Genomic DNA, 25,531 nt, shown 5'->3' with positions numbered 1-25,531 from the left:
AGCGTAGAGAGCGCCGGGTCGGCCGCTGAACAGGGGGACGCCCCGTGGACATGCCCCGTGGACGCGCGGTGGACCCGACGCGGCTCAGATCGGCAGGTCGGCGATGTCCTCGGCGTCCACGATGCGGTAGGCGTAGCCCTGCTCGGCCAGGAACCGCTGCCGGTTCTGGGCGAACTCCGCGTCGACGGTGTCGCGCGAGACCACGGTGTAGAACCTCGCCACCTTGCCGTCGTGCCCCGGGCGCAGCAGCCGGCCCAGGCGCTGCGCCTCCTCCTGGCGCGACCCGAAGGACCCGGAGACCTGGATGGCGACCTCGGCGTCGGGCAGGTCGATGGAGAAGTTGGCGACCTTGGAGACCACCAGCAGGCGCTCCTCGCCGGAACGGAACGCGTCGAAGAGCCGCTGGCGCTCCTTCACCGTCGTCTCGCCCTTGATGACCGGGGCGTCGAGGGCTGCGCCGAGCTCGTCGAGCTGGTCGAGGTACTGCCCGATCACCAGGGTGGGCTGCTCGGAGTGCCGCTCCACGAGCTCGCGCACGACCTGCGTCTTGCGCTGGGTGCACGAGGCGATCCGGTAGCGCTCCTCCGGCTCGGCCGTGGCGTAGACCAGGCGCTCGTCGTGGGGCAGCGTGACCCGCACCTCGACGCAGTCGGCCGGGGCGATCCAGCCCTGGGACTCGATGTCCTTCCAGGGGGCGTCGTACCGCTTGGGGCCGATGAGGGAGAACACGTCGCCCTCGCGGCCGTCCTCGCGCACGAGCGTCGCAGTCAGCCCGATGCGGCGCCGGGCCTGGAGGTTCGCCGTCATCCGGAAGATCGGCGCGGGCAGCAGGTGGACCTCGTCGTAGATCACCAGGCCCCAGTCACGGGCGTCGAGCAGCTCGAGGTGCGGGTAGACGCCCTTCCGCTTCATCGTCAGGACCTGGTACGTCGCGATGGTCACCGGCCGCACCTCCTTGACCGCGCCGCTGTACTCGCCGATCTCGTCCTCGGTCAGCGAGGTGCGCTTGACCAGCTCGTCCTTCCACTGGCGCGCCGAGACGGTGTTGGTGACCAGGATCAGGGTGGTCGCCTTCGCGTGGGCCATGGCCGTGGCGCCGACGATCGTCTTGCCGGCGCCGCAGGGCAGCACGATGACCCCGGAGCCGCCGTTCCAGAAGGAGTCGGCCGCGTCGCGCTGGTAGTCGCGCAGCGTCCAGCCGTCCTCGTCGAGCTCGATGGGGTGCGCCTCGCCGTCGACGTAGCCGGCGTAGTCCTCGGCGGGCCAACCGATCTTGAGCAGCGCCTGCTTGAGGTTGCCGCGCTCGCTGGCGTGCACCACGACGGTGTCGTCGTCGAGGCGCTCGCCGACCATGCCCTTGATCTTCTTGGCGCGCAGCACCTCCTCGAGGACCGGGCGGTCGCTGCTGGACAGGGTGAGCCCGTGGGTGGGGTGCTTCTCGAGGCGCAGGCGTCCGTAGCGGGCCATGGTCTCGGCGACGTCGACGAGCAGCGAGTGCGGCACCGCGTAGCGGCTGTACTCCAGCAGGGTGTCGACGACCTGCTCGGCGTCGTGGCCGGCGGCGCGCGCGTTCCACAGCCCGAGCGGGGTGAGCCGGTAGGTGTGCACGTGCTCGGGCGAGCGCTCGAGCTCGGCGAACGGGGCGATCGCCTTGCGGCAGTCCGCGGCGCGTTCGTGGTCGATCTCGAGGAGGAGGGTCTTGTCCGACTGGACGATGAGCGGGCCGTCTGTCACCGGGCAAGGGTACGGGCGGGGCGTGGGATCCCCCGGTCGGCGAGGGCGGCCCGTCTCAGGAGCCGGGACCGACCGGGCTGACCGAGCTGATCCGGTGCACCGCGAAGGTACGCAGGTCGTCGGCGCGGTGGTCGTGCGCGGTCAGGGTGCCGCCCTCGACGGCGCGCGGGTCGACGACGCGCTCGGAGCGGGTGCCGTGGTTGTCGACGTACCCGATCAGGACCGTGGCGCCGGTCTCGACCGCCTCGCGCAGCGCCGCCAGCGAACCGGAGGGGCTCAGGGCCTGGGTGGCGCCGGTGGGCCGGTGCGCGGCGGCACGGTCGCCCGCGCGCACCGCCGTCACGACCGCCGAGACCGAGGCGCTCTCGCGGGCCGCGCGCAGCCCCTCCGGGCGTCGCTCTCGGGGGGTGCGGGCCCGCAGCTGGTCGGGGCGGGTGACCCGGACGGTGCCGTCGGGCCCCTCGACGACCGGGGCCGCGCCGAGGTCGCGCAGCCGCGGCAGCAGGACGTCGAGGGGGGTGGTGGAGATCAGCACGGTCGGCGCGATGCGTCGCAGCCCGAGCGAGGCGGCCTTCGGGTGGTGCAGCACCTCGCTCAGGGCGGCCTCGTCGTCGGCGCGCAGGAACGCCTCCGCGTGCCCGACCCGGATCGAGCCGAAGGTGCGCGCGGTGTCGTCGACCAGGTAGGCGAGCGGCTGCGGCACCGGGGTGCGCGAGACCGAGGAGATGAAGTCGTGCACCTCGACGGCCGACCAGCCGGTGTCGAGCGCGCGCCGCACCGAGGAGGGGGTGAAGCGGTAGACCGTCGCCCCGCCGCGCGACTCGACGTCGGCGAGGAGCTGGAGCCGCTTGGCCAGCGTCGACTCCAGCGGGCCGGGGGCGACCGCGGTCAGGTCGGCCTGCAGCAGCACGTGGTCGACCGGCGGCGGCATCAGCGCGTCGAGCGCCGCGGTGGCGGCGGCACCGGCATCGACGGCGCCCGTCACCAGCCCACGGGCGTACGACGCCAGCCCGCCCAGCCCGGCGACGCCGAGCGCCTCGGCCTCGGTGACGGCCCAGGCGACCTGGTCGGCGCGGGTGCGCGGGCGGCGCGGGCGCAGCCACCCGGTGCGGGCCGCCAGCCCCGGCAGGCCGGTGCCGGACGCGAGCACCTGTCCCTCGGGCAGCTCGCCGAGCTCGCGCAGGGCCAGGTGCCGGCTCTCCACCTGGTGCACCCCGGACAGCTCGGGGGCCAACGCGTTCCAGGTCTTGCCGGCCGCGTCGCGGGTGCCGACCAGTGCGGGCAGGCGGGGGCTGTCCCACCAGGCCTGCACCAGCACCCACCAGCGCTCCGCCGGGGACCGGGTGCTCCAGCGGTCCAGCTCGTCGGTGGGCAGCCAGGCGCCCTCACCGTCGGGGCCGTGGCCGGTGGCCAGCAGGCCCGCCGCCGCGGCGGTCTCCACGAGCAGTGCGGTGGTGGCCTCGTCGACGTGCAGCAGCACCGCGCTGGCGCGCAGGTCCCGCACACCCAGCCCGCCGCTGCGCAGCGCCACCGGCGGGCGGGTGCCCCAGTGGTCGAGCAGCAGCTCCACGCGGCGCACGGCCTCGAACGCGGCGCCGGCGGCGACCTTGTCGACCATCGCGCCGGAGCGGGCGACGCTGGGCACCTCGGGGGCGACGTCGACGCGGTCGGTGGTGGTGCGGCCACCGCGCAGGGCCAGCCCGACCTCGCCCGGCAGCACCACCGACGCGCCGCCGCGCGGCACCAGCAGGCGCCGCGCGAGCAGCTCCTCGGCCGGGGTGGCGGCCTCCTCGGGGCTGACGGTGTGCCGCGACGTGCCGGTGGTGGCCTCGCCGCCGTGGTCCAGGACGTGCTCGAGCAGGGCCCGGGCCGGGGCCGAGAGCTGCTCGAGCTCCCGGGCGACGGCAGCGGGGGAGCGGGGCTCGCTCGACCGGGTCCGCAACCCGCTCACACCGGCGCCCGGACCGCCGGCCAGCCCCTCGGCCACCCCGCTCAGCGCCCGCGGCCCGGTGGGGGAGTCCCACACCAGCGCGAGGTCGACGAGGTGGTCGAGCGTGGCCTCGGTGCGGGCCGGCTCGGCGTGCACGATCGAGGCGAGTTCGGCGCGTGTGGTTTGACCCGCGACCACGAGGGCATCAAGGACGCAGAGCTCGATCCGGGTCAGCTGGTCGAGCGCGCGCATCAACGAGGACCGGGTGGCTGCACGTGACGCCAGCTGGCCGGAGTCGTGAGGGGCAGGAGTGGCGAGATCGGGACGGGCCAGCAGCAGGCGGGACAGGCGTACGTCCGGCCAGCTGCGCAGCTGGTCGGCGAGCGTGCGGAACCCCTCGGCGGACATCTCGCCCACGCTAGCGCTACCGGACCCGCGGACCGCAGCCCGCGCGCGGTGCAGCTGATGCGCGTCGAGCTGCACCACGGCGCCGCCACCGACGTCGGGCTGGTGCGCGAGGTCAACGAGGACGCCTTCCTCGCCGCCGCCCCCGTCTTCGTCGTGGCCGACGGCATGGGCGGGCACGACGGCGGCGACGTCGCCAGCGCGATCGTGGTGGAGGAGTTCGGCCACCTCGCCGACGCCGGCTACGACCCCGCCCGGGGTGCGCAGGCCGTGGCCGCCACGCTCGAGACGTGCCGGCGACGCATCGACGAGTTCGGCGCCCAGCAGCGCGCCGCGGGGCAGGTCGGGTTCTCGGCGGGCACCACCGCCGTCGTGGCCCTGCTCGTCGAGGACGACGGGCAGCCCAAGTGGCTGCTGGCCAACCTCGGCGACTCCCGCATCTACCGCTTCACCGACGGCGCCCTCGACCAGGTCAGCGTCGACCACTCGGTCGTCCAGGAGCTCGTCGACGCCGGGGTGATCACCCTCGACGACGCCGCCCACCACCCCGACCGGCACGTGATCACCCGAGCCCTGGGCAGCTCGGAGAGCTCGGAGGCCGACTACTTCCTGCTGCCGCTCCCGGCGGTCGAGCGGCTGGTGCTGTGCTCCGACGGGGTCTCCGGGATGATCGACGACCAGGAGATGGCCGCCATCCTCGCCGACGCCGCCGACCCCCGCGATGCCGCCGACACGATGATCGCCGCGGCCCTGGCCGCAGGAGGTCGTGACAACGCCACCGTGGTGGTCGTCGATGTGGTTGGGTTGGCCCACCCCCACCCCTACGACTCCGAGCGCCAGCGCATGAGCATGGAGCAGAAGCTGGGAGCCCTGCCGTGAGCCCTGACCCCGCCGTCCCGACCCGCGGCTACCTGCCGGGTGAGTGGTACGTCGTCCTCGGCGCCCGGGCCGTGCTCGCCCTGCCGGTCGAGCAGCGGGTCCGGGCTGCGGCCCTGTGGGAGCTCGTCGACGCCGACGCCGACCCCGACGCGGTGCTCGACGCGCTGCTCGCCGACGGGCTGCAGACGCTGACGGGCTTCGCGCTGGTCAGCGAGCACGACGGCACCACCCGGGTGCTGGTGCGTGGGCCGGTGGGCTGGAGCGGCGAGGGGACCGAGGGGTCGGTGGCGGTCATGGGCACCAGCGCGTCGACCTGGCACGAGCGGCTCGTGGCCGGTGCGTCGTCGTGGTCGCTCGACCTGGCCGCCCCGGGGGGCGGCGACGACGCCGCGACCGGAGCGCACGCAGGGGAGCCTGACGAGACCGGGCTGCACGTCGGCGCGGGTCTGGTCCGCGCCTCGCGGGTGGTCCACGGGGTGCCGGCGACCGCGACCGAGCCGGCGCCGGTGCCGGTGCCGGTGCCCGAGCCCGAGCCCGAGCCCGAGCCTGAGCCGGTGCCCGAGCCCGAGCCTGAGCCGGCGCCCGAGCCCGAGCCGGACACCGCTCCGCAGGCGGCGCCCGACGAGCCCCCGGCCACGGCGTCGACCCCGGCGCCGGAGAGCCCGGGGTGGACCCCGGACGAGGTCGACCACGACGGCATGACCAAGGGCGGCGAGTGGGGTGCGGACGAGTTCCGGCGCCACCAGCCCGGTATCCCGGGCCAGCAGCTGGCCCCCAGCGTCACCGCGACCCCGGTCGCGCGGCTGGTGGTCTCGCACGGCGAGGACGTGGAGGTGGACCGGGTGGTGCTGGTGGGTCGGGCGCCCGAGGCGCGCCGGTTCACCTCCACCGAGCAGCCCCGCCTGGTGACGGTCCCCAGCCCGCAGCAGGAGATCTCCTCGACGCACCTCGAGGTCCGCCCCGGCTCGGGGGCCGACCACGGCAGCGCCGTCGTGACCGACCTGGGGTCGACCAACGGCACGGTGCTGGTGCAGCCGGGCCTGCCGCCCGAGTCGCTGCAGCCCGGCATCGCCGTCCAGCTCATCCCCGGGGCGGTCATCGACCTCGGTGACGGCGTCACCATCCAGGTCGTCCGACCCTGAACGCCGTGAGCGACCTCGCCGCACCCGCCGCCGCCCGGGTGGACCTGCCGACCGCCGACCTCGACCGGCGCTTCTACGCCCACGTCGTCGACCGCGCCGTCGCCTGGACGGCGTACGCCGCTGCCGCGGGGCTCGGCTGGTGGCTGCTGCCGGGCCCCGGCGTCACCGTCGCCCGCCTGCTCCTCGTGGTCGGCTGGTTCGTCGTGGTCCAGGTCCTGCTCGCGGCGCTGCTCGGCCTGCGCGGACTCAGTCCCGGCAAGGCGCTGCTCGGCCTCCGGGCGGTCTCGGCGAGCACCGGTCGTCCGGTCGGGGTGCCGTACGCGCTCCTGCGCGGGCTGGTGGTCGCCGTGGCCGGACTGCCCACGCTGTTCCTCGGGGCGGCGACCCTGGCCTGGACCAGCGCAGCCGACCGGGACCGCCAGCGCCGTGGCTGGCACGACCACCTGGCCGGGAGCGTCGTCGTCGACGTGCGACCGGTCCCCGAGGCCGGTCCCGAGGCCGAGGCGCGTCCGCGCGCGATCGTGAACCTGACCGCGATGCGGCTGGTCCCGACGCCGCCGACCCCGCCGCGTGCGGCCCCCTCCGCGACCCCCGCGCCCACCTCGCCGCCGCCCCCGACGCCTCCTCGCCCCAGCGGGCCGCCGCCGAGCGCGCCGCCGCCTGGCACCTCGCCGCCCCGCACGCCGCCCCCGAGCACCCCGCCGCCGAGCAGCCCGCCCCCGAGCACTCCGCCGGTCAGTCCTGCGCCGGTGAGGCCTGCGCGACCGGTCGAGGCCCCGGCCGGTGGCTGGGTGGTCCACCTCGACTCCGGCGAGCAGCTCGTCGTCGACGGCCTGGTGCTCCTGGGCCGCGGCCCGGTGGGCCGGGCCGGCGAGGAGGTGCGGCACCTGGTCCCGCTGCGCTCGCAGGACATGTCGGTCTCCAAGACCCACGCCCAGCTCCAGGTCGCCCCCGACGGGGCGCTGGTGGTGCTCGACCGTGGCTCGACCAACGGCTCGGTCGTCATCCGCTCGGGGGTCCCCCGCGACCTCGCAGCCGGCACCCCGCTGACGCTGCTCGACGGCGACACCCTGCGCCTGGGGGACCGGAGCCTGCGGGTGGTGCGCCAGGGCTGAGCCCCTCCGAGGGCTCTGGTCAGAAAGCAAGATGTGGCCTAGGTTCGCCCGTCATGGAGTTCGAGCACACCGAGACGGCCACGACGAGTGCTTCTCCGGCGCACGTGTGGACCCTGTGGTCCGACATCACCACCTGGGCCACCTGGGACCCCGCGGTCGACCGGGTGGTCCTCGACGGTCCGTTCCGGCTGGGCACCACCGGGACGATGGTGCTGGCCGGCGGCATCGAGGCCGACTTCACCCTGGTCGCCGTCAGTCCCGACGCGCGCTACTGCGACGAGCTGCGTCTCGGGGAGCTGCTCATCCGCATCGACCACCTGGTCGAGGCGACCGAGCACGGCGCCCGGCTGACCGTCGTCACCAGCATCGAGGGACCGGGAGCGGACGACATCGGCCCGATGGTCGTCGCCCAGGCGCCTGAGGCGCTGAGTCTGCTGGTCGCGCAGGCGGAGGCGCTCGCGACGCAGGAGGACCCGCGCGTCAGCGGCTGAGCTGGACCGGCACCCGGGTCCGGGTGCCGTGGCTGCCGCGCCACAGCACGAAGCCGTCGTCACTGGTGCGGGTGCCGCCGCGGACCCGCACCGTGTAGGTCGCCGACTCGCCCGGGCCGAGCCGCAGCGCCGCCGGCGTCACGCTCACGTCGTGGGCGGTGAACCCGCCGACCGAGGACGAGAAGTAGCGGGCGCGGCTGCCTGCGTTGGTCACCGTGCGAGTGGTCGTCGACCGGCCGCCGCTGAGCAGCACCGACGCGGTGTTGAGCGGCTCGGAGGCGCGCAGGTCCCCGTTGAGCCAGGCGCGGTAGTCGCCCAGGTCGACGTCGTGCAGCAGGCCCGGGCGCAGGGCGCGCTGGCCGCGCACCCGTCCCGCACCGGCGTCCAGCGCAGCGGCACCGGGCACGGGGTCGGCGGTGGTGGCCAGGGCCGAGCGGACCTGCGGAGCGCTCCAGTCCCGCCGCGCCAGGAGGCGCGCTGCGGTGCCGCTGGTCCAGGCCGTGGCCGGCGAGGTGCCGCTCTGGGTGTCCCAGCGCCGGTCGGAGGCGCCGGCCGGGACCGCACCGACGATGCCTGCACCCGGGGCCACCAGGTCGGGCTTGAGGACGGCGGCGGAGGGGTCGCCGCTGCCGGAGAACGGCAGCACCTCCAGGGGGGCCGAGCGGGCGCCGCGCGGCTGGAGCCGCACCTTGCCGGCCGGGTGCGCCTGTGCCCAGCGGCGTACGACGTCGGCGTCGGCGGCCGCGAGGTGCACGGTCGGGACGCTGTGGAAGTCGGCGTCGAGCGAGCCCGGCCCGGTGTTGGCCAGGATCATCCCGGCTCCGTCGGCCCGCTGCACCGCGGCGGACTTGTCGACGCGACCCACCCCGCCGCGCTCGCACAGCACGACGCGGTCGGCGACCAGGGCCGCGTCGAGGCTGCCGGGCGTGCACAGGGCCGCGTCCTGGCGCGAGGAGCCGGTCGAGGCGGCGTCGGACCCCCGCACGAGGCGGACCGGGCCGACGGTCGCGTCTCCGAGCATCGCGCCGCTGACGCGCGGGCCGTCGGCGCCCAGGCGGACGCGACCCTCCCGCTGGGTGGCGCTGCTGGCGCCCACGGTCGTGACCCACGGCGAGGGGTGCGCGGCGGTGCCGTCCGGGCCACCGTTGCCGGCGGCGGCCACCACGACGATGCCGGCCTCGGCGGCGCCGAGCAGCGCGGTCTCGACGGTGTCGAGGGTCGGCGGACCGCCCACGGAGAGGTTGAGCACGTCGACGCCGTCGTTGGTGGCGCGGTCGATCGCGGTCACCAGGTCGGCGGTCGCACAGCCGTCGTCCGCGGGGTCGGGGGCGCTCCAGCAGGCCTTGTAGACGGCGATGCGGGCCTGGGGGGCCACGCCGGCGTACCGGCCGAGGCTCTGCTCGCCCACCCGGACGCTGACCTCGGAGTTGCCGGCGGCGATCGAGGCCATGGCGGTGCCGTGCCCGCGGTCGTCACGAGGGGAGAGGGAGGTGGAGGAGCGCACCGAGTCGGCGCCGAACCCCGCCACGAACCAGTCGCCGGCCACGACCTTGCCGTTGCAGGTCGCGGGACCCCAGTCGTCGGCGTCGGTGCAGACCCCGCCGAAGTCCGCGGGCGCCGGGCCGAGGCCGGGCACGGACGAGAAGACCGGGCCGTCGGGGTCGAGGCCGGTGTCGACGAAGCCGATGACCACGCCCCGCCCGCCCTGGGTGCGGGCCGAGGGGCTCAGGCCGGAGCTGGTGGTCTCGTCAGCGGCGGCGAGGGGACGCACGCGGCTGGGCTCGACCAGCGCCACGTCGGGCGTCGCCGCGAGACGGGTGGCCTGCTGCGCGGTGAGCTCGACGGCGACGCCGTTGAGCGCCGTGGTCCAGCGGTAGACGGGGTCGGGGGCGTCCACGGAGTCCAGCAGCCGCTGCTGCCGGGTCCGCATCCGCATCTCCTGCAGCGCCGGGCCGACCTCGGAGGCGCTGCCCGAGGTGCCCGGGCCCCTCAAGGTGACCAGGTAGAGCTCGGTGCGCGCGACCGAGGCCCCGGGGAGCGCCTGGGTCGGGGTGCCCACTGCCAGGAGAGCCGCTCCCGCGGCCGCGAGCGCCGTCCCGGCCGCCAGCGCACGGCGTACGCCGTGTCGGCGGTGGGTGGCGGCGCTGCGGGTCACGTCGTGCTCCTGGGTCGGGGAAGGGGTGGTGCCTGCTGCTCGGACCGGTGCCCGGACGGTGTCCGGGTCCCGTCGTGTCGGGGAGCAGCGAAGTCCCCGGGTGTCACCCGGGGTGGGGGAGGACCAGTGTGACGGATGAGACGCCGCTACGACAGTCGAACGTCGGAGTCTGTGGACGACCGGCTCCCGGTGTCCTCGTCTACGCTCGTGGCCGTGCCCGTTGCGACCCCCGCCCTGCCGCTGGTGGTGGGTTTCGACCTCGACATGACCCTGATCGACTCCCGTCCGGGCATCGGTGCGGTGCTGGAGGTCCTCGCCACCGAGCTCGGGGTCCGACTGCCGGTGGCGGAGCTGACGGCCCGGTTGGGGCCGCCGCTCGACCAGATGCTGGCCCCGCACCTCCCGGCGCACACGCTGACGGCCGCCGTCGACCGGTTCCGCGAGATCTACCCCTCGCGCGCCGTGGCGGCCGCGACGGTGCTGGACGGTGCGCACGAGGCGGTCGCGGCCGTGCGTGCCCACCGCGGCCGGGTGCTCGTCGTCACGGGCAAGTTCGCCCCCAACGCGCGCCTGCACCTCGAGCACGCCGGCCTCGACCCCGACCACCTCGAGGGAGGCGTGTGGGGCGTCGGAAAGGCCGACGTGCTGCTCCGGCAGGGGGCGTCGGTCTACGTGGGCGACCACGTCCACGACGTCGAGGGGGCCCTCGCGGCCGGTGCCACCAGCGTCTCCGTCCTCAGCGGCGGATGCACCCGCGAGGAGCTGCTGGCCGCAGGCACCCACGTGGTCCTCGACGACCTCTCCGCGTTCCCCGTCTGGCTCGAGGAGCACCTCCTCGACCAGCGACTCGCCGCGCTGGCGGCGGACCTGGGACGACGCGGCTCGCTGCTGGTGGCCTACAGCGGTGGGGCCGACAGCGCGTTCCTGCTCGCGGCGGCGGTGCGTGCGCTCGGCCCGGGGCGGGTCGTCGCGGCGACCGGCTACTCGGATGCGTTGCCCCGCTCCGAGCGGGGCCCGGCCCGGCAGCTGGCGGACGAGCTCGGGGTCCGGGTGCTCACCCCGCGCACCCAGGAGATGGAGCGCGAGGGCTACCGCGCCAACGCCGGTGACCGGTGCTTCTTCTGCAAGGCCGAGCTGCTCGAGACCCTGGTCCCGCTCGCCGCGCAGCACCGGATCGCGCACGTGGCCACCGGCACCAACGCCGACGACGTCGTGGCCGGCTTCCGCCCCGGCATCCGCGCGGCCGCCGAGCGCGGCGCGCTCACCCCGCTGGCCGACGCGGGCCTGACCAAGGCGCAGGTGCGTGAGGCGTCGCGGCGCTGGGGACTGCCCACCTGGGACAAGCCCGCCGCCGCCTGCCTGTCCTCGCGCATCGCCTACGGCATCGAGGTCAGCCCGCACCGGCTGGCCCGGGTGGAGCGGGCCGAGGCAGCCGTGCGCGAGGTGCTCGCCGCGGCCGGCGTGCCGGTGCGCGACCTGCGGGTGCGCGACCTCGGGGTCCGCGAGGGCCGCGAGGTCGCCTCGGTCGAGGTCGACGCCGCGCTGCTGGCGGGACGGCTGGCCGAGCCGGGCGCCCTGGTCTACGACGTGTGCGCCGCGGTGCGCGGCGCGGGGTTCGCCGTGGCCGAGGTGTCGCGGCGCGGGTTCCGGTCCGGGTCGATGAACGAGCTGCTGACCGAGCCCGAGCGCTGGCGGTGACCGCGCCGCAGGAGGTGGCCGCCCGCCTGTGGGACGAGGCGACTTCGCGCCAGCCCGTGCCCGAGGCGTCGTTCGTGCTGCTCACCGGCGCGGCCGCCCTCGCCCTGGTGTGGCTCCCGGTCACCTGGCCGCGGGTACGCCTGGGCGTCACCGTCGTCCACGAGGCCGGGCACGCCGTCGTGGCCGTGCTGGTCGGGCGGCGCCTCCAGGGCATCCGCCTGCACTCGGACACCTCGGGCGTCACCCTCTCCCGGGGCCGTCCGCGCGGGCCGGGCATGGTGGTGATGCTGGCCGCGGGCTACCTGGCGCCGGCCGTGGTGGGCCTCGGTGCCGCGCTGCTGCTCGCCGACGGGCGCAGCCTGGCGCTGCTGTGGCTTGTGGTCGCCCTGCTCGCGGCGCTGCTGCTCCTGGTCCGCAACGTGTACGGCGTCGTGGTGCTGGTCCTCGCCGGTGCCGGCGTCGGCGCGGTGACCTGGTGGGCCGACCCGGCCCTCCAGTCCGTCCTGGCCTACCTCGTGGCCTGGCTGCTGCTGCTCGCCGCGCCCCGTCCGTTGCTGGAGCTGGGGGCCCGCGGAGCCCGGGCCCGGCGCGGCTCCGACCCCGACCAGCTCGCCCGGTTGACCCGCGTCCCGGCACTCGTGTGGGTGCTGGTGCTGCTCGTGGCCAACCTCGCGGGGCTCGTGGTCGGCGTGGCGACCCTGGCCCCCGACCTGCTGCCGCGCTGAGCCGGGCACCGGGCCGAACCCGAACCGGTGGCCCACCGCTTCGACAGCCTGCCTATCCTGGCCTGCCCCGACCGCCCGGTCGGGCCGCGCGAGAGACCGCGCGACGCAAGCGAGCAACGAGACCGAGGATGCTGCTGTGCCCAGGGGCAAGGTGAAGTGGTTCGACGCCGACAAGGGTTTCGGCTTCCTGTCGCAGGAGGACGGCCCGGACGTGCACGTGCGCGCCGAGGCGCTGCCCGAGGGTGTCACCACCCTCAAGGCCGGCACCCGCGTCGAGTTCGGGATCGCGCAGGGTCGCCGGGGCGACCAGGCCCTCCAGGTGCAGGTGCTCGACCAGCCCGCCTCGGTCAGCCGCAACAAGCAGGCGGCGCGGCGCAAGAAGCCCGACGACATGGCTCCGATCGTCGAGGACCTCATCGGCCTCCTCGACGGGCTCAGCGAGAACTACCGGCACGGGCGGCACCCCGACGCCGGCACCGTGGCGCCCACCGCCAAGCTGCTCCGGGCCCTGGCCGACGAGCTCGAGCGCTGAGCCGACCGCACCGGGGCGCCCCTCAGCCGGTGACCGGCACCTCGCCGGGGAACTGCTTGGCGCGGCCGGCCAGCACGAAGACGGTCCAGGCGCTGAGCACGGCGAAGGCCACCCCCAGCCCGAGCCGGGCCGGGTCGAGAGGCAGGGCGATGCCCACGAAGCCGCCCACGACCCAGGCCAGCTGCAGCGTGGTGTCGCTGCGGGCGAAGGCGCTGGCCTGCACCTGGGTCGGCACGTCGCTCTGGATGGTGGCGTCGAGGCAGAACTTCGCCAGCGACTGGGCCAGCCCCGCGCTCAGCCCCAGCAGCACCAGCGGCAGCACGCCGTAGAAGAGCGTGGCCACCAGCGCGGCCACGGCGTCCAGCACGAGCACCAGGACGACCGTCGGGGCGGGGTGGAGCCGGTGCAGCAGCGAGGCGACGGCGACGCCACCGGCGTTGCCGATGCCCGCGGCCGCCACCACGAGGCCGATCAGCACCTCTGCGCGCAGCCCCGTCTCCGGCGGGTTGTCACGCAACAGGAACGCCATGAACATGAGCAGGAACCCGCTCAGCCAGCGCGGCCCGCAGTTCGCCCGCAGGGCGAAGGCCACGGTGGTGGGGATGCGGGTGCGCGGTCGGGCACCCGACGTACCGGACATGGGCGGTGCCGGGGTCGAGGTGCCGCCGGGAGCCATCAGCACCAGCATCTCCTCGCCCACGGAGGAGTCGACCCGTTCGGGCAGCCGGATGGCGAAGACGGTGGCCACGACGAAGAGCACGAACGCGTAGCGCAGCGACCACTCCGGACCGACGAGAGAGGCGAGGGCGGCGAGCGGGGCCGAGATGGTGGCCCCGAGGATGCCGGCCAGCGAGACCCGTCCGTTGGCCTTGACCAGCGTGGTCCCCGGCGGCAGCAGCCGCGGTACGGCGGCCGCCCGGGTGACGCCGTACGCCTTGGACGAGACCAGCACTCCGAGCGCCGCGGCGAAGAGCCACGCCGACTCCCCGGTCACGGCTCCGGCCAGTCCCCAGCAGAGGAAGGCACGCATCGCCATCGTCGCGCCGATCGCCCAGCGGCGGCCGTGGCTGAAGCGGTCGAGGAACGGCCCGATCAGCGGGGCCACGATCGCGAACGGCAGCATCGTCAGGCCCAGGAACAGCGCGACCTGGCCGCGCGCCTCCCCGGACGGGACCGTGAAGAAGAGGCTGCCGGCCAACGAGATCGCGACGGCCGCGTCGCCGGCGGTGTTGAAGAAGTGCAGGTAGAAGAGGCGGTTCAGCCCCGAGCGGTCGGCCCCCTCGGCATTGGCGGCGCGGTGCGCCTGGCGTCCGACGTAGCGGCCGGCCCGGGCCGTGGCCCGGGTGGTGGCCCGCGCTGCCACGGCCGCGCCGCGCGCGCCCACCTTGGCGCCGGTGCCCAGTCCCCGCCCCACGGCCCGGGCGCGCTCACCGGAGGTCTCCGGCCCAGGAGGTCCGGGGGCACCGGGTCCGGGGCGCTGCGACGTCATGGGCCCATCCTGCCTGGTGGTGCACCCCCGGCCCCGCAGCACACCGGGTCAGCGCACGGGCCCGGGCGCGGGACGGGGGTCGTGTGGCCGCCCGGGGCGCCGGGGAGGCATGATGGCGCGTCGTGAGCACCATGACCCGGGTCAAGCCCGATGCCGTCGCCGTCGCCGCTGTCGAGACAGCCCGCGAGGTCCTCGTCTCCGACGTCGGTGCCGCCGACATCGGTGGGCACCTCGGCCACGTCGTCGAGGCCGAGCGCGTCGTCACGCACCTCTTCGCCTGCGAGCGCGCCGGATACCTGGGGTGGCGCTGGTCGGTGACCGTGGCCCGCGCCCCGCGCCAGAAGCACGTGACCGTCGACGAGGTCGTGCTGATCCCGGGGGACGAGGCGATCGTGGCTCCCGCGTGGGTGCCCTACCGCGAGCGGATGCAGCCGGGCGACATGTCCCCGGGCGACCTGCTCCCGGTCGACGACGACGACCCGCGCCTGGTGCCGACCTACTCCTTCGGCGACGACCCGCTCGACACCGACGACAAGGCCCAGATCCGCGCCGTGGCGCAGGACCTGGGGCTGGGCCGGGTGCGCACCCTCTCACCCGAGGGTCGCGACCTGGCCGCCCAGCGCTGGTACGACGGCGAGCAGGGCCCGGAGTCCGCGCTGGCCCGCTCGGTCCCGCAGTCCTGCCACTCGTGCGGCTTCCTGGTGCGCCTGGCCGGCCCGCTGGCCCAGACCTTCGGGGTCTGCGCGAACGGCGACGCCAACGACGACGGTCGCGTGGTGGCCTTCGGCCACGGGTGCGGCGCCCACTCCGAGGTGGCGCTGGCCAAGAAGCACGAGCCGCAGCCGATGCCCGAGCACGTCTACGACAGCCTCACCCTGGACCCGTTGCACGCACGCGGCTGACCCCCGGCGGGCGGCTCAGTCCCGGACGGGGTGGCCGAACTCGGTCGTCGGCGCGTGCGCGTCGGCCGCCGAGAGCACCCACACGGCGTACTCGTCGCCGGCGGGGTGCAGCTCGTAGGACCCGAAGCGCTGGTCCACGCGCAGACCGGCGGCCTCGACGTCGGTGACGAACTCGCCGGGCGGGTAGTCGCGCGCGTCTGCCGGCCCGCCGGTGAGGTGGAAGCCGACGAGGACCCGTCCTCCCGGGGCCAACCGGTCCCGCAGCAGCGTCAGCAGCCGCCGCTCGGTCCCCTCGGCGAGGAAGACCACCACGTTGCCGACGCACACGACGAGGTCGAAGACGCGGGCGCGCTCGCCGAGCAGGTCGTCGTCGAGCGCCAGGGCGTCGGCCTCGATGACGTCGACCTCGGGGAACGTCCGGCGGGACTGGGCGACGAGCGCAGGGTCGGGCTCGACCGCGACCACCTGGTGGCCACGGGACACGAGTGCCGCAGCGACCCGGCCCATCCCCGAGCCCACGTCGAGCACCCGCCCCGAGCGGGGGAGCAGGGTGTCGGCCAGACGGGCCTCGCCGTCGACGTCCTCGCCCGAGGCCACCAGGTCGGCGAACTTGCGGCCGAACCCCGCGGTCCGGTCGGGTCCGGCCAGGGCCCAGCGGGTCGGGGGGAGCCCGGTCACGACGCGCCTCGCTCGTCGTTCCTGACCTGGGCCGGGTCGGCCGGGTCGGCCGGGTCGGCGGGGTCGTCGGGCTCGGTGGTGAGGGTGTCGCGCACCTGGCGGCGGCGACGGCAGTACTCCAGACCGAGCAGGCCGAGCCCGAAGCCGGTCAGCGCCGTCCACAGCCACCAGGTCCGGCCCTGCGCGGACAGCTCGCCGTAGAACGGCAGCAGCGCCAGGAAGCCCAGCAGCCACAGCGCGGTGCCGACCTCGACCGTTCGCACACCGTCGACGTCGAGGGGCTCGACATCGGCCACCAGGAAGGTGCGGTTGCCGATCTCGTGCTGGGTCGGCTGCTCGTCGCGCAGGTCCACCCCTGCACGCTAGTCGACGCCGCGGTCGGCCGCCCATCGCGGACCTCGTGGAGCGGCCGCGCCGGCGATCTGGGATGCTCTGCGCTCGTGACCACCCAGACAGCGCCTGCTCGCTCCGGCATCGACCGCTACTTCCAGATCACCGAGCGCGGCTCGACCGTCGGCCGGGAGGTGCGCGGTGGTCTCGTCACGTTCCTCACCATGGCCTACATCGTGGTCCTCAACCCGCTCATCCTCGGGTTCGTGGCGGACTCCGAGGGCAACTACCTCGCCGGCGGCCCCGGGGACGGCTCCAACCTCGCCGCGATCGCCGCCGGTACGGCGCTGGTCGCGGGTGTGCTGACGATCCTGATGGGCGCGGTGGCGAACTTCCCGCTCGCGCTGGCCACCGGCCTGGGCCTCAACGCCTTCGTCGCCGTGGCGATCGCCACCCAGTCGACGTGGGCCGACGCCATGGGTCTGGTGGTGCTCGAGGGCATCGCCATCCTGGTCCTGGTGCTGACCGGCTTCCGCACCGCGGTCTTCCACGCGGTCCCGACCCAGCTCAAGGTCGCGATCTCGGTCGGGATCGGCCTGTTCATCGCACTCATCGGCTTCGTCGACGCCGGCTTCGTGAGCCGCATCCCCGACGCCTACGGCACGACGGTGCCGGTCCAGCTGGGCGCCGGCGGTTCGCTCACGGGGTGGCCGGTGCTGGTCTTCGCCGGCGGCCTGGTGCTGCTGATCGCGCTGTGGGTGCGCGGTGTGCGGGGCGCGATCCTGATCGCGATCGTCTCGGCGACCGTGGCGGCGCTCGTCATCGAGGCCGTGCTCGAGCTCGGCGCGGCCAAGGACAACCCCGGCGGCTGGTCGCTGACCGTGCCCCGCTTCGACGGCTTCGTCGACATGCCGGACTTCGGCACCCTGGGCCAGTTCTCGCTCTTCGGCGCCTTCACCTCCATCGGCGTGGTCGCGGCGCTGCTGCTGGTCTTCTCGCTGATGCTGGCCGACTTCTTCGACACCATGGGCACGATGACCGCGATCGGCGCCGAGGCCGGGCTCAACGACGCCGAGGGCACGCCCCCGAACATGCAGCGCATCCTGGTCGTGGACTCGGTCGCCGCCATCGCCGGCGGCATGGGCGGGGTGTCGTCGAACACCTCCTACATCGAGTCGGCCTCCGGTGTCGGGGAGGGCGCGCGCACCGGCCTGGCCTCGCTGGTCACCGGCTCGCTGTTCCTGCTCACCATGTTCTTCACCCCGGTGGTCAAGGCCATCCCCTCCGAGGCGGCCGTGCCGGCGCTGGTGCTGGTCGGCTTCCTGATGATGCAGCAGGTCACGGAGATCGACTGGTCCGACGTCGAGATCGCCATCCCGGCCTTCCTCACGATCGTGCTGATGCCGTTCACCTACTCGATCTCGGTGGGCATCGGTGCAGGCTTCCTGGCCTTCGTGCTCATCAAGCTGGTGCTCGGCAAGGCCCGCGCGGTGCACCCCCTGCTGTGGGTGGTCTCCGCGCTGTTCGTCGTCTACTTCGCCATCGACCCGATCACCGACCTGCTCACCTGACGGGCCTCCGGCGGGCGCGCCCCGCCCGCCGGAATGTCACGGGTGCCCGCAGCGTTCACCGCATGTCGAGCATCCGTGACCTGCCCGTGAGAGAGCCTGGTTGAGCCCCACCTTCCGTTCCCTGTCCCACCCGAACTACCGGCGCTACGCCGCCGGCTCGCTGGTGTCCAACACGGGCACCTGGATGCAGCGGGTGGCCCAGGACTGGTTGGTGCTGCTGCTCACCGGGTCGGGCGCCGCGATCGGCATCACGACCGGGCTCCAGTTCCTGCCCTTCCTGCTCCTCTCGCCGTGGGCCGGCCTGGTCGCCGACCGCATCCCCAAGCGCCGCCTCCTGCAGATCACCAACGTCTCCATGGCGGTCCCGGCCCTGGTGCTGGGACTGCTGGCGGTCACGGGCACCGCCCAGATCTGGCACGTCTACGTGCTCGCGCTGGTGCTGGGCGTCGCCTCGGCGTTCGACGCCCCGGCCCGCCAGTCCTTCGTGTCCGAGATCGTCGGACCCGACGACCTCGCGAACGCCGTCGGCCTCAACTCAGCCAGCTTCAACTCGGCCCGGCTGCTCGGGCCCGCGCTGGCGGGCCTGCTCATCGCCGGGTTCGGCGGGGGAGTGGGCGGCACCGGCTGGGTGATCCTGCTCAACGCGGCGAGCTACGCCGCGCCGGTCCTGACCCTGCGTGCCCTCGACGTCTCGCTGCTGCGCACCCCCACGCCCTCGGTGCGCGGTCCCGGGCAGCTGCGCGAGGGCGTGGCCTACGTCCGGGGGCGTCCGGACCTCCTCCTGCTGCTGGGGATCGTCTTCTTCACCGGCACCTTCGGCCTGAACTTCCAGCTCACCAGCGCCCTGATGGCCACCGAGGTCTTCGGCAAGGGGCCCGCCGAGTACGGCCTGCTCGGCACCTTCCTGGCCGTGGGCTCGTTGACCGGTTCCCTGGTCGCCGCGCGCCGGGTGCGGGTGCGCCACCGCCACGTGGTGCTCGCCGCCCTGGCCTTCGGGGCGCTCGAGGTCGTGGCCGGCCTGGCGCCGACGTACCTGGTCTTCGCGCTGCTCAGCCCGCTGCTCGGGCTGGCGGCGCTGACCATGATCACCAGCGCGACCACCCACCTGCAGCTCAGCACCACACCGGAGATGCGAGGTCGGGTGATGGCGCTCTACATGATGATCTTCGTGGGCGGGACCCCGCTCGGTGCGCCCTTCATCGGATGGGTCGGCGAGACCTTCGGAGCCCGCTGGACCCTGCTCGTCGGCGGCACCGCGACCCTGCTCGGCACGGTGCTCACCGTGGTGCTGTTCGTGGGGGCTCGGCGCGTTTTGACCGGCCTACGGGCGCCGGGTAGCCTCTTTCCTCGTGTCTGGGACAACCAGGCCGTTGCGCGTGCTCGGAAGTAGTCGGCGGATCATGATCGCCGCTGCGCCGGGCCGAGATGCCAGAAGCCACCGCAGCCAGGTGGTCCCGGAAGAGGGCGACACGCCCGACCGCGGGGGCTAGCAGCGCCGGAAGGCAAGCACCACCCGGACACGACGGAGCAGCTCCGTCGAGAAGCTGCCTGAAAATCGTGCGCTGCAGATTGCGGCGTACTGAGAGAGAAACAGAAGGGGAACCACTCGGTGCCCACGATTAACCAGCTGGTCCGCAAGGGCCGCCAGGACAAGGCGTCCAAGAACGCGACGCCTGCCCTCAAGGGATCGCCCCAGCGACGCGGTGTCTGCACCCGCGTCTACACGACCACCCCGAAGAAGCCGAACTCCGCTCTGCGCAAGGTCGCCCGCGTGCGCCTGTCCAGTGGCGTCGAGGTCACCGCCTACATCCCGGGTGTCGGTCACAACCTCCAGGAGCACTCGATCGTGCTCGTGCGCGGCGGCCGGGTCAAGGACCTGCCCGGTGTGCGCTACAAGATCATCCGCGGCTCGCTCGACACGCAGGGCGTGAAGAACCGCAAGCAGGCTCGCAGCCTGTACGGCGCCAAGAAGGAGAAGAGCTGATATGCCGCGCAAGGGTCCCGCACCGAAGCGGCCTCTCGACGTCGACCCGGTCTACGGGTCGCAGCTGGTCACCCAGCTCGTCTCCAAGGTCCTCCAGGACGGCAAGAAGCAGGTCGCCCAGCGCATCGTGTACGGCGCGCTCGAGGGTTGCCGCGAGAAGACCGGCACCGACCCCGTCGTGACGCTGAAGCGCGCGATGGACAACGTGAAGCCGGCCCTCGAGGTCAAGTCGCGCCGCGTCGGTGGCGCCACCTACCAGGTCCCGATCGAGGTCAAGGGCACGCGTGGCACCACGCTCGCGCTGCGCTGGCTCGTCGGGTACGCCGCGGCTCGTCGTGAGAAGACGATGTCCGAGCGCCTGATGAACGAGATCCTCGACGCTTCCAACGGCCTCGGTGCCGCAGTGAAGAAGCGCGAGGACACGCACAAGATGGCCGAGTCCAACAAGGCTTTCGCCCACTACCGCTGGTGATCGTTGCGGGACGGCTGTGACCCGGCCGTCCCGCACCCCACCGCCCCTTCGATTTAAGGAACGCGACTACACGTGGCTGTCGACATCACCACTGACCTCAAGGTCGTCCGCAACATCGGCATCATGGCTCACATCGATGCCGGTAAGACGACGACCACCGAGCGCATCCTCTTCTACACCGGCATCACCTACAAGATCGGTGAGGTCCACGACGGCGGCGCCACGATGGACTGGATGGAGCAGGAGCAGGAGCGTGGCATCACTATCACCTCTGCTGCGACCACCTGCTGGTGGAAGGACCACCAGATCAACATCATCGACACACCCGGCCACGTGGACTTCACGGCCGAGGTCGAGCGCTCGCTGCGCGTGCTCGACGGTGCTGTCGCCGTCTTCGACGGTGTCGCGGGCGTCGAGCCCCAGACGATGACGGTGTGGCGCCAGGCGAACAAGTACGCCGTGCCCCGCATGTGCTTCGTCAACAAGCTCGACCGCACCGGTTCGGACTTCTTCCACTGCGTCCAGACGATGGTGGACCGGCTCAACTCCACCCCGCTGGTGCTGCAGCTCCCCATCGGCGCCGAGGGCGACTTCCTCGGTGTCGTCGACCTGGTCGGCATGCGTGCCCTGACCTGGCGCGGCGAGACCACGATGGGTGAGGACTACACCATCGAGGAGATCCCGGCCGACCTCGCCGAGCAGGCCGCGGAGTACCGCGTGAAGCTGCTCGAGACGCTCTCGGAGTCCGACGACGACTTCATGGAGAAGTACCTCGAGGGCGAGGACTTCACCGTCGAGGAGGTCGAGGCCGCGATCCGTCGCGCCACCCTGGCCGACAAGATCAACCCCGTGCTCTGCGGCACCGCGTTCAAGAACAAGGGCGTCCAGCCCCTGCTCGACGCGGTCGTGAAGTACCTGCCCTCCCCGCTGGACGTCGACGGCATCCAGGGCCACGCGGTCAACAACGAGGACGAGCCGGTGGTGCGCAAGCCCAGCGACGACGAGCCCTTCTCCGGCCTGGCCTACAAGATCGCCGCCGACCCGCACCTGGGCAAGCTGACCTACGTGCGCGTCTACTCGGGCAAGCTCGCCGCTGGCGCCACCGTGACCAACTCGGTCAACGGCCGCAAGGAGCGGATCGGCAAGGTCTACCAGATGCACGCCAACAAGCGTGAGGAGATCGCGTCGGTCGGCGCCGGCCAGATCGTGGCCGTCATGGGTCTGAAGGACACCAAGACCGGTCACACGCTGTGCGACCCGCAGCACCAGGTCGTCCTGGAGTCGATGACGTTCCCGGCCCCGGTGATCGAGGTCGCCATCGAGCCGAAGACCAAGTCCGACCAGGAGAAGCTGGGCACCGCGATCCAGCGCCTCTCCGACGAGGACCCGACCTTCACGGTCAACACCGACGAGGAGACCGGCCAGACGATCATCGCCGGCATGGGCGAGCTCCACCTCGAGATCCTGGTCGACCGGATGCGACGCGAGTTCCGCGTCGAGGCCACCGTCGGCAAGCCCCAGGTCGCCTACCGCGAGACCATCCGCAAGCCTGTCAAGAACCACAGCTACACGCACAAGAAGCAGACCGGTGGTTCGGGGCAGTTCGCGAAGGTCGTCATCTCGGTCGAGCCCAACATCGACCCCGAGACCAACACGGGCGCCGGCTACCTGTTCTCCAACAACGTCACCGGTGGTCGCATCCCGAAGGAGTACATCCCCTCGGTCGACCAGGGTGCCCAGGAGGGGCTGCAGTTCGGCGTGCTCGCCGGCTTCCCGATGGTCGATGTGAAGATGTCTCTCGAGGACGGCGCCTACCACGACGTCGACTCCTCGGAGCTGGCCTTCAAGATCGCCGGTCTCCAGGCCTTCAAGGAGGCCGTGCGGATGGCCAAGCCCGTCCTGCTCGAGCCGGTGTTCGCCGTGGAGGTGACCACCCCGGAGAGCTTCCTGGGTACGGTCATCGGTGACATCAACAGCCGGCGGGGTCAGATCCAGAACCAGGAGGAGCGCCACGGTGACATGGTCATCGATGCGCTCGTCCCGCTGTCCGAAATGTTCGGGTACGTCGGCGACCTGAGGTCCAAGACCTCCGGCCAGGCGTCGTACTCGATGGAGTTCGACTCGTACGCCGAGGTTCCCACGAACATCGCCGACGAGATCATCAAGAAGGTTCGCGGCGAGTAGTCTCACCGAGTTCCTCGGCACCATCGGCACCATTCCAGCAAGTACGAGTCAAGTACCAACCACACCAGGAGGAGCCCCCAGTGGCTAAGGCGAAGTTCGAGCGGACCAAGCCGCACGTCAACATCGGCACCATTGGTCACATCGACCACGGCAAGACGACGCTGACCGCGGCCATCTCGAAGGTGCTTCACGACAAGCACCCGGACCTGAACGAGGCGTCGGCATTCGACTCCATCGACAAGGCACCGGAGGAGCGTCAGCGCGGTATCACCATCTCGATCGCGCACATCGAGTACCAGACCGAGTCGCGCCACTACGCGCACGTCGACTGCCCCGGTCACGCCGACTACATCAAGAACATGATCACCGGCGCGGCGCAGATGGACGGCGCGATCCTCGTGGTCGCCGCCACCGACGGCCCCATGCCGCAGACGCGTGAGCACGTGCTGCTCGCCCGCCAGGTCGGCGTGCCGGCCCTGGTCGTGGCGCTCAACAAGTGCGACATGGTCGACGACGAGGAGCTCATCGAGCTCGTCGAGATGGAGGTGCGCGAGCTCCTCTCGGAGTACGAGTTCCCCGGCGACGACGTGCCGGTCGTCCAGGTGGCGGCCTTCCCGGCGCTGCAGGGCGACGAGAAGTGGAGCAAGTCCATCCTCGAGCTCATGGACGCGGTGGACTCCTACATCCCGCAGCCCGAGCGCGACACGGAGAAGCCGTTCCTCATGCCCGTCGAGGACGTCTTCACCATCACCGGTCGCGGCACGGTCATCACCGGCCGTATCGAGCGGGGCATCGTGAAGGTCAACGAGGAGGTCGAGATCATCGGCATCCGCGACGTTGCCCAGAAGTCCACGGTCACCGGCGTCGAGATGTTCCGCAAGCTGCTCGACGAGGGCCAGGCCGGTGAGAACGTCGGTCTGCTGCTTCGTGGCACCAAGCGCGAGGACATCGAGCGCGGCATGGTCGTCATCAAGCCGGGCACCACGACCCCGCACACCAACTTCGAGGCCTCGGTCTACATCCTCTCGAAGGAGGAGGGCGGCCGTCACACGCCGTTCTTCAACAACTACCGTCCGCAGTTCTACTTCCGCACCACGGACGTGACCGGTGTCGTGACCCTTCCCGAGGGCACCGAGATGGTCATGCCGGGCGACAACACCGAGATGTCGGTGGAGCTGATCCAGCCCATCGCCATGGAGGACGGCCTGCGCTTCGCGATCCGCGAGGGTGGCCGCACCGTCGGCGCCGGCCGGGTCACCAAGATCACCAAGTGATCCCCGCCGGTCGCTGACCGGCACCCAGCACAGCTCCACCAGCACGGCCCCGGACCTCGGTCCGGGGCCGTTCTGCATGTCCGGGCGACACCCGCAGAACATTTCGGGCGCAGAGCCAACCCCGCGGGACGCAGAGGACTCCTTCACACTGACATCAACTCCCAGAGGAGGAGCTGCATGACAGACCCAGCCCCGGTCACCGATCCCGGGTTCGAGGAGTTCGTGACCGCCCGGTGGGCGCCGCTCTACCGCACGGCCTACCTGCTGACGGGCACGCGCCACGAGGCGGAGGACCTGCTGCAGACGGCGCTGGCGCGCACCTGCGTGCGGTGGTCCTCCATCCGGGACAAGGGTGCCGCCGACGCCTACGTGCGCCGCGCGATGCTGCACCTGGCCCAGCGCCAGTGGCGACGCCGGGGCCGGGAGGTCGCGACCGAGCACGTCCCCGACGCCGGGCACGACCACCTCGGCTCCCGCGCCGACCACGTCGCGCTGTGGGACGCGGTACGCCGCCTCCCGGCGCGGATGCGTGCCGTCGTCGTGCTGCGCTACTACGAGGACCTCAGCGTCGCACAGACCGCCCACGAGCTCGGCTGCTCCGAGGGCACCGTCAAGAGCCAGACCCACCACGCCGTGCGCCAGCTGCGCGCGGCGCTGCCCGCACTCGAGCTCTCGGAGGACCCGGCATGAGCAGCACAGACATCCGCGAAGCCCTGCACAGCGTCGGCGAGAGCACCCCGGTGCCCGTGGTCGACCGGTTGGCCCTGCAGCGCAAGGTCGCGCAGGAGCGACGCGCCCAGCGGGCGAGGTGGGCCGGGACGGCGACCCTGGCCGTCGCGGCCTCGGTCGCCCTGGTGGCCGTCGTCGGGGTCCCGTTCACCGGTGGTGCCGCCACCGGACCCGCCGCGGGGGAGCGGACCGTCGAGACGACCGTCCCGCCCGCGGGCCGGGCGGCGGTCCTGGCGATGCCGGTCTACTACCTGCTCGACGGGCAGCTGCACGCCCTCGACCCCGACGGACAGGACAGCGACCTCGGTGTGGTGGCGGAGGAGATCATCGGTTCCACCTACGAGGGTGTCTACGTCGTCGACACCGAGAGCACGGTGCAGCGCCTCGACGCCCGGCCCGGGGACGAGGGGCCGGAGGGCCGGTGGACCTTCCGGCCCGGGGAGGCACAGGTGGCAGGTCCCGTCCAGAGCGCCCGGCTCTCCGCCGACGGGCGCTGGCTGGGCTGGATCGACCTCGAGGGCAGGCTGGTGGTGCGCGACCTGTTGGCCGACCGGACCGCAGGGCCACGCCCGCTGCCCGTGAACAGCTACCTGGCCGACCTGGCCCAGGGCACCGGGGCCGCGCTGGTCTCCCAGGACGGCGACCTGGTCCTGAAGGGCGTCGACGGCGAGGTCCCCGTGCCGACCGCCGGTGACGGCTACGGCTGGGAGTCCTCGGCCAGGGCCGACCGCGTGGCGGTCGTCGACCGCGACGCGATCACGCGCGTCTACGACGTCGCCACCGGGGCAGCGGTGCTGGTGGACGAGGTGCCGGGCAGCGGCCACCTCTCGCCGTACGGCGACGCGCTGGTCTCGGTGCACGCCGTGCGCGGCTCCGCGGAGGCGCTGATCTGGCGGCAGGGGGAGGAGCCGGAGGCCCTCCCGGTCCCGGGGCGGGTGGTCGACGTGGCCTGGGCCGACGACGACACGGCCCTGGTGGTCTCCTCCGTCGACGGGTCCACGGTCGTGCACGCCTGTGACGTGGCGGACCGGCCGTGCACGCTGCTCCCGATCGGCGGCGACGGCCTCACGCTGGCCCACTGACGCGCCGCGGCCCGCGCGGATTCCTGTGCG

At 73.3% G+C, this 25,531-nt stretch carries 22 protein-coding genes; 16 read left to right on the top strand and 6 right to left on the bottom strand.

Annotation, left to right across the window (positions count from 1 at the left end; translation table 11 throughout):
• Positions 1-84: 84 nt before the first annotated feature.
• The gene (locus I601_RS02450) at positions 85-1,734 is read right to left on the bottom strand and encodes a DNA repair helicase XPB (protein WP_068105989.1); all 1,650 of its coding nucleotides are present in this window, start codon (positions 1,732-1,734) and stop codon (positions 85-87) included.
• A gap of 55 nt (positions 1,735-1,789) precedes the next feature.
• A complete protein-coding gene (locus I601_RS02445; RefSeq protein WP_068105986.1) occupies positions 1,790-4,072 on the bottom strand; it encodes a helicase-associated domain-containing protein in 2,283 nt (760 codons plus the stop codon).
• Between the two features lie 57 nt (positions 4,073-4,129).
• Here I601_RS02445 and I601_RS02440 point away from each other — a divergent pair, with 57 nt between their 5' ends.
• The 4 genes from I601_RS02440 to I601_RS02425 are packed head-to-tail and all read left to right on the top strand — an operon-like array spanning position 4,130 to position 7,696.
• Complete coding sequence (locus I601_RS02440) at positions 4,130-4,948, top strand: PP2C family protein-serine/threonine phosphatase (protein ID WP_068114200.1); 819 nt, start codon at positions 4,130-4,132, stop codon at positions 4,946-4,948.
• On the top strand, positions 4,945-6,090 hold the full coding sequence (locus I601_RS02435) for an FHA domain-containing protein (RefSeq protein ID WP_068105982.1): 1,146 nt from the start codon (positions 4,945-4,947) through the stop codon (positions 6,088-6,090). Before I601_RS02440 ends, I601_RS02435 begins: the two co-directional genes overlap by 4 nt.
• Positions 6,091-6,095: 5 nt before the next feature.
• Complete coding sequence (locus I601_RS02430) at positions 6,096-7,205, top strand: RDD family protein (protein WP_068105978.1); 1,110 nt, start codon at positions 6,096-6,098, stop codon at positions 7,203-7,205.
• Between the two features lie 53 nt (positions 7,206-7,258).
• Positions 7,259-7,696, top strand: coding sequence for an SRPBCC family protein (locus tag I601_RS02425; protein WP_068105975.1), 438 nt, complete (start codon positions 7,259-7,261; stop codon positions 7,694-7,696).
• Here I601_RS02425 and I601_RS02420 read toward each other — a convergent pair.
• Positions 7,686-9,851 (bottom strand): S8 family serine peptidase, encoded by a 2,166-nt coding sequence (locus I601_RS02420; protein ID WP_068105972.1) that lies wholly within the window; start codon positions 9,849-9,851, stop codon positions 7,686-7,688. The two genes, I601_RS02425 and I601_RS02420, sit on opposite strands and share 11 nt — an antisense overlap.
• Before the next feature lie 213 nt (positions 9,852-10,064).
• Here I601_RS02420 and larE point away from each other — a divergent pair, with 213 nt between their 5' ends.
• From larE to I601_RS02405, 3 genes are all read left to right on the top strand, one after another.
• A complete protein-coding gene (gene larE, locus I601_RS02415; RefSeq protein WP_237089531.1) occupies positions 10,065-11,549 on the top strand; it encodes an ATP-dependent sacrificial sulfur transferase LarE in 1,485 nt (494 codons plus the stop codon).
• Complete coding sequence (locus I601_RS02410) at positions 11,546-12,274, top strand: M50 family metallopeptidase (protein ID WP_237089530.1); 729 nt, start codon at positions 11,546-11,548, stop codon at positions 12,272-12,274. Before larE ends, I601_RS02410 begins: the two co-directional genes overlap by 4 nt.
• A gap of 136 nt (positions 12,275-12,410) precedes the next feature.
• Positions 12,411-12,806: a cold-shock protein gene (locus I601_RS02405; protein WP_068105969.1), complete on the top strand. Its 396-nt coding sequence runs from the start codon at positions 12,411-12,413 to the stop codon at positions 12,804-12,806.
• A gap of 22 nt (positions 12,807-12,828) precedes the next feature.
• Here the strand turns inward: I601_RS02405 and I601_RS02400 are convergent, their stop codons facing one another.
• Positions 12,829-14,295, bottom strand: a complete 1,467-nt coding sequence (locus tag I601_RS02400) for an MFS transporter (RefSeq protein ID WP_084527041.1) — start codon at positions 14,293-14,295, stop codon at positions 12,829-12,831.
• A 131-nt stretch (positions 14,296-14,426) separates the two neighbouring features.
• On the opposite strand from I601_RS02400, the gene I601_RS02395 reads away from it, so the two are divergent.
• Positions 14,427-15,197 (top strand): DUF3027 domain-containing protein, encoded by a 771-nt coding sequence (locus I601_RS02395; RefSeq protein WP_068114193.1) that lies wholly within the window; start codon positions 14,427-14,429, stop codon positions 15,195-15,197.
• 15 nt (positions 15,198-15,212) lie between these two features.
• Here I601_RS02395 and I601_RS02390 read toward each other — a convergent pair whose 3' ends face one another.
• Together I601_RS02390 and I601_RS02385 are read right to left on the bottom strand one after the other, a co-directional pair.
• The gene (locus I601_RS02390) at positions 15,213-15,875 is read right to left on the bottom strand and encodes a class I SAM-dependent methyltransferase (protein ID WP_068105966.1); all 663 of its coding nucleotides are present in this window, start codon (positions 15,873-15,875) and stop codon (positions 15,213-15,215) included.
• Positions 15,872-16,228, bottom strand: coding sequence for a DUF2530 domain-containing protein (locus I601_RS02385; protein ID WP_237089529.1), 357 nt, complete (start codon positions 16,226-16,228; stop codon positions 15,872-15,874). The genes I601_RS02390 and I601_RS02385 overlap by 4 nt, the downstream gene beginning before the upstream one ends.
• Before the next feature lie 87 nt (positions 16,229-16,315).
• Here I601_RS02385 and I601_RS02380 point away from each other — a divergent pair, with 87 nt between their 5' ends.
• The 8 genes from I601_RS02380 (at position 16,316) to I601_RS02345 (ending at position 25,501) form a co-directional block, all read left to right on the top strand.
• Positions 16,316-17,776, top strand: a complete 1,461-nt coding sequence (locus tag I601_RS02380) for an NCS2 family permease (RefSeq protein ID WP_068114190.1) — start codon at positions 16,316-16,318, stop codon at positions 17,774-17,776.
• Between the two features lie 100 nt (positions 17,777-17,876).
• Positions 17,877-19,166, top strand: coding sequence for an MFS transporter (locus tag I601_RS02375; protein WP_068105963.1), 1,290 nt, complete (start codon positions 17,877-17,879; stop codon positions 19,164-19,166).
• A 219-nt stretch (positions 19,167-19,385) separates the two neighbouring features.
• Positions 19,386-19,760, top strand: a complete 375-nt coding sequence (gene rpsL, locus I601_RS02370) for a 30S ribosomal protein S12 (RefSeq protein WP_068105958.1) — start codon at positions 19,386-19,388, stop codon at positions 19,758-19,760.
• 1 nt (position 19,761) lies between these two features.
• Complete coding sequence (rpsG, locus tag I601_RS02365) at positions 19,762-20,232, top strand: 30S ribosomal protein S7 (RefSeq protein ID WP_068105956.1); 471 nt, start codon at positions 19,762-19,764, stop codon at positions 20,230-20,232.
• 72 nt (positions 20,233-20,304) lie between these two features.
• Complete coding sequence (gene fusA / locus I601_RS02360) at positions 20,305-22,416, top strand: elongation factor G (RefSeq protein ID WP_068105954.1); 2,112 nt, start codon at positions 20,305-20,307, stop codon at positions 22,414-22,416.
• Between the two features lie 80 nt (positions 22,417-22,496).
• Positions 22,497-23,690 (top strand): elongation factor Tu, encoded by a 1,194-nt coding sequence (gene tuf, locus I601_RS02355; protein ID WP_068105950.1) that lies wholly within the window; start codon positions 22,497-22,499, stop codon positions 23,688-23,690.
• A gap of 177 nt (positions 23,691-23,867) precedes the next feature.
• Positions 23,868-24,380 carry a SigE family RNA polymerase sigma factor gene (locus I601_RS02350; RefSeq protein ID WP_068105947.1) on the top strand — a complete coding sequence of 171 codons (513 nt, stop codon included), beginning with the start codon at positions 23,868-23,870 and terminating at the stop codon, positions 24,378-24,380.
• Positions 24,377-25,501: a hypothetical protein gene (locus I601_RS02345; protein ID WP_068105942.1), complete on the top strand. Its 1,125-nt coding sequence runs from the start codon at positions 24,377-24,379 to the stop codon at positions 25,499-25,501. Before I601_RS02350 ends, I601_RS02345 begins: the two co-directional genes overlap by 4 nt.
• Positions 25,502-25,531: the final 30 nt, after the last annotated feature.

The organism is Nocardioides dokdonensis FR1436, assembly GCF_001653335.1.
Classification (GTDB): Bacteria; Actinomycetota; Actinomycetes; order Propionibacteriales; family Nocardioidaceae; genus Nocardioides; species Nocardioides dokdonensis.
Note: the sequence above shows the minus strand (reverse complement) of the source record. Positions and strands in the feature narration are given on the sequence as shown.

Bases quoted from the DNA above. Each gene is read 5' to 3' on its own strand.
- I601_RS02445 (WP_068105986.1), bottom strand. From the start codon at position 4,072: ATGTCCGCCGAGGGGTTCCGCACGCTCGCCGACCAGCTGCGCAGCTGG.
- I601_RS02440 (WP_068114200.1), top strand. From the start codon at position 4,130: ATGCGCGTCGAGCTGCACCACGGCGCCGCCACCGACGTCGGGCTGGTG.
- I601_RS02425 (WP_068105975.1), top strand. From the start codon at position 7,259: ATGGAGTTCGAGCACACCGAGACGGCCACGACGAGTGCTTCTCCGGCG.
- I601_RS02400 (WP_084527041.1), bottom strand. From the start codon at position 14,295: ATGACGTCGCAGCGCCCCGGACCCGGTGCCCCCGGACCTCCTGGGCCG.
- I601_RS02395 (WP_068114193.1), top strand. From the start codon at position 14,427: ATGACCCGGGTCAAGCCCGATGCCGTCGCCGTCGCCGCTGTCGAGACA.
- rpsG (WP_068105956.1), top strand. From the start codon at position 19,762: ATGCCGCGCAAGGGTCCCGCACCGAAGCGGCCTCTCGACGTCGACCCG.
- I601_RS02350 (WP_068105947.1), top strand. From the start codon at position 23,868: ATGACAGACCCAGCCCCGGTCACCGATCCCGGGTTCGAGGAGTTCGTG.
- I601_RS02345 (WP_068105942.1), top strand. From the start codon at position 24,377: ATGAGCAGCACAGACATCCGCGAAGCCCTGCACAGCGTCGGCGAGAGC.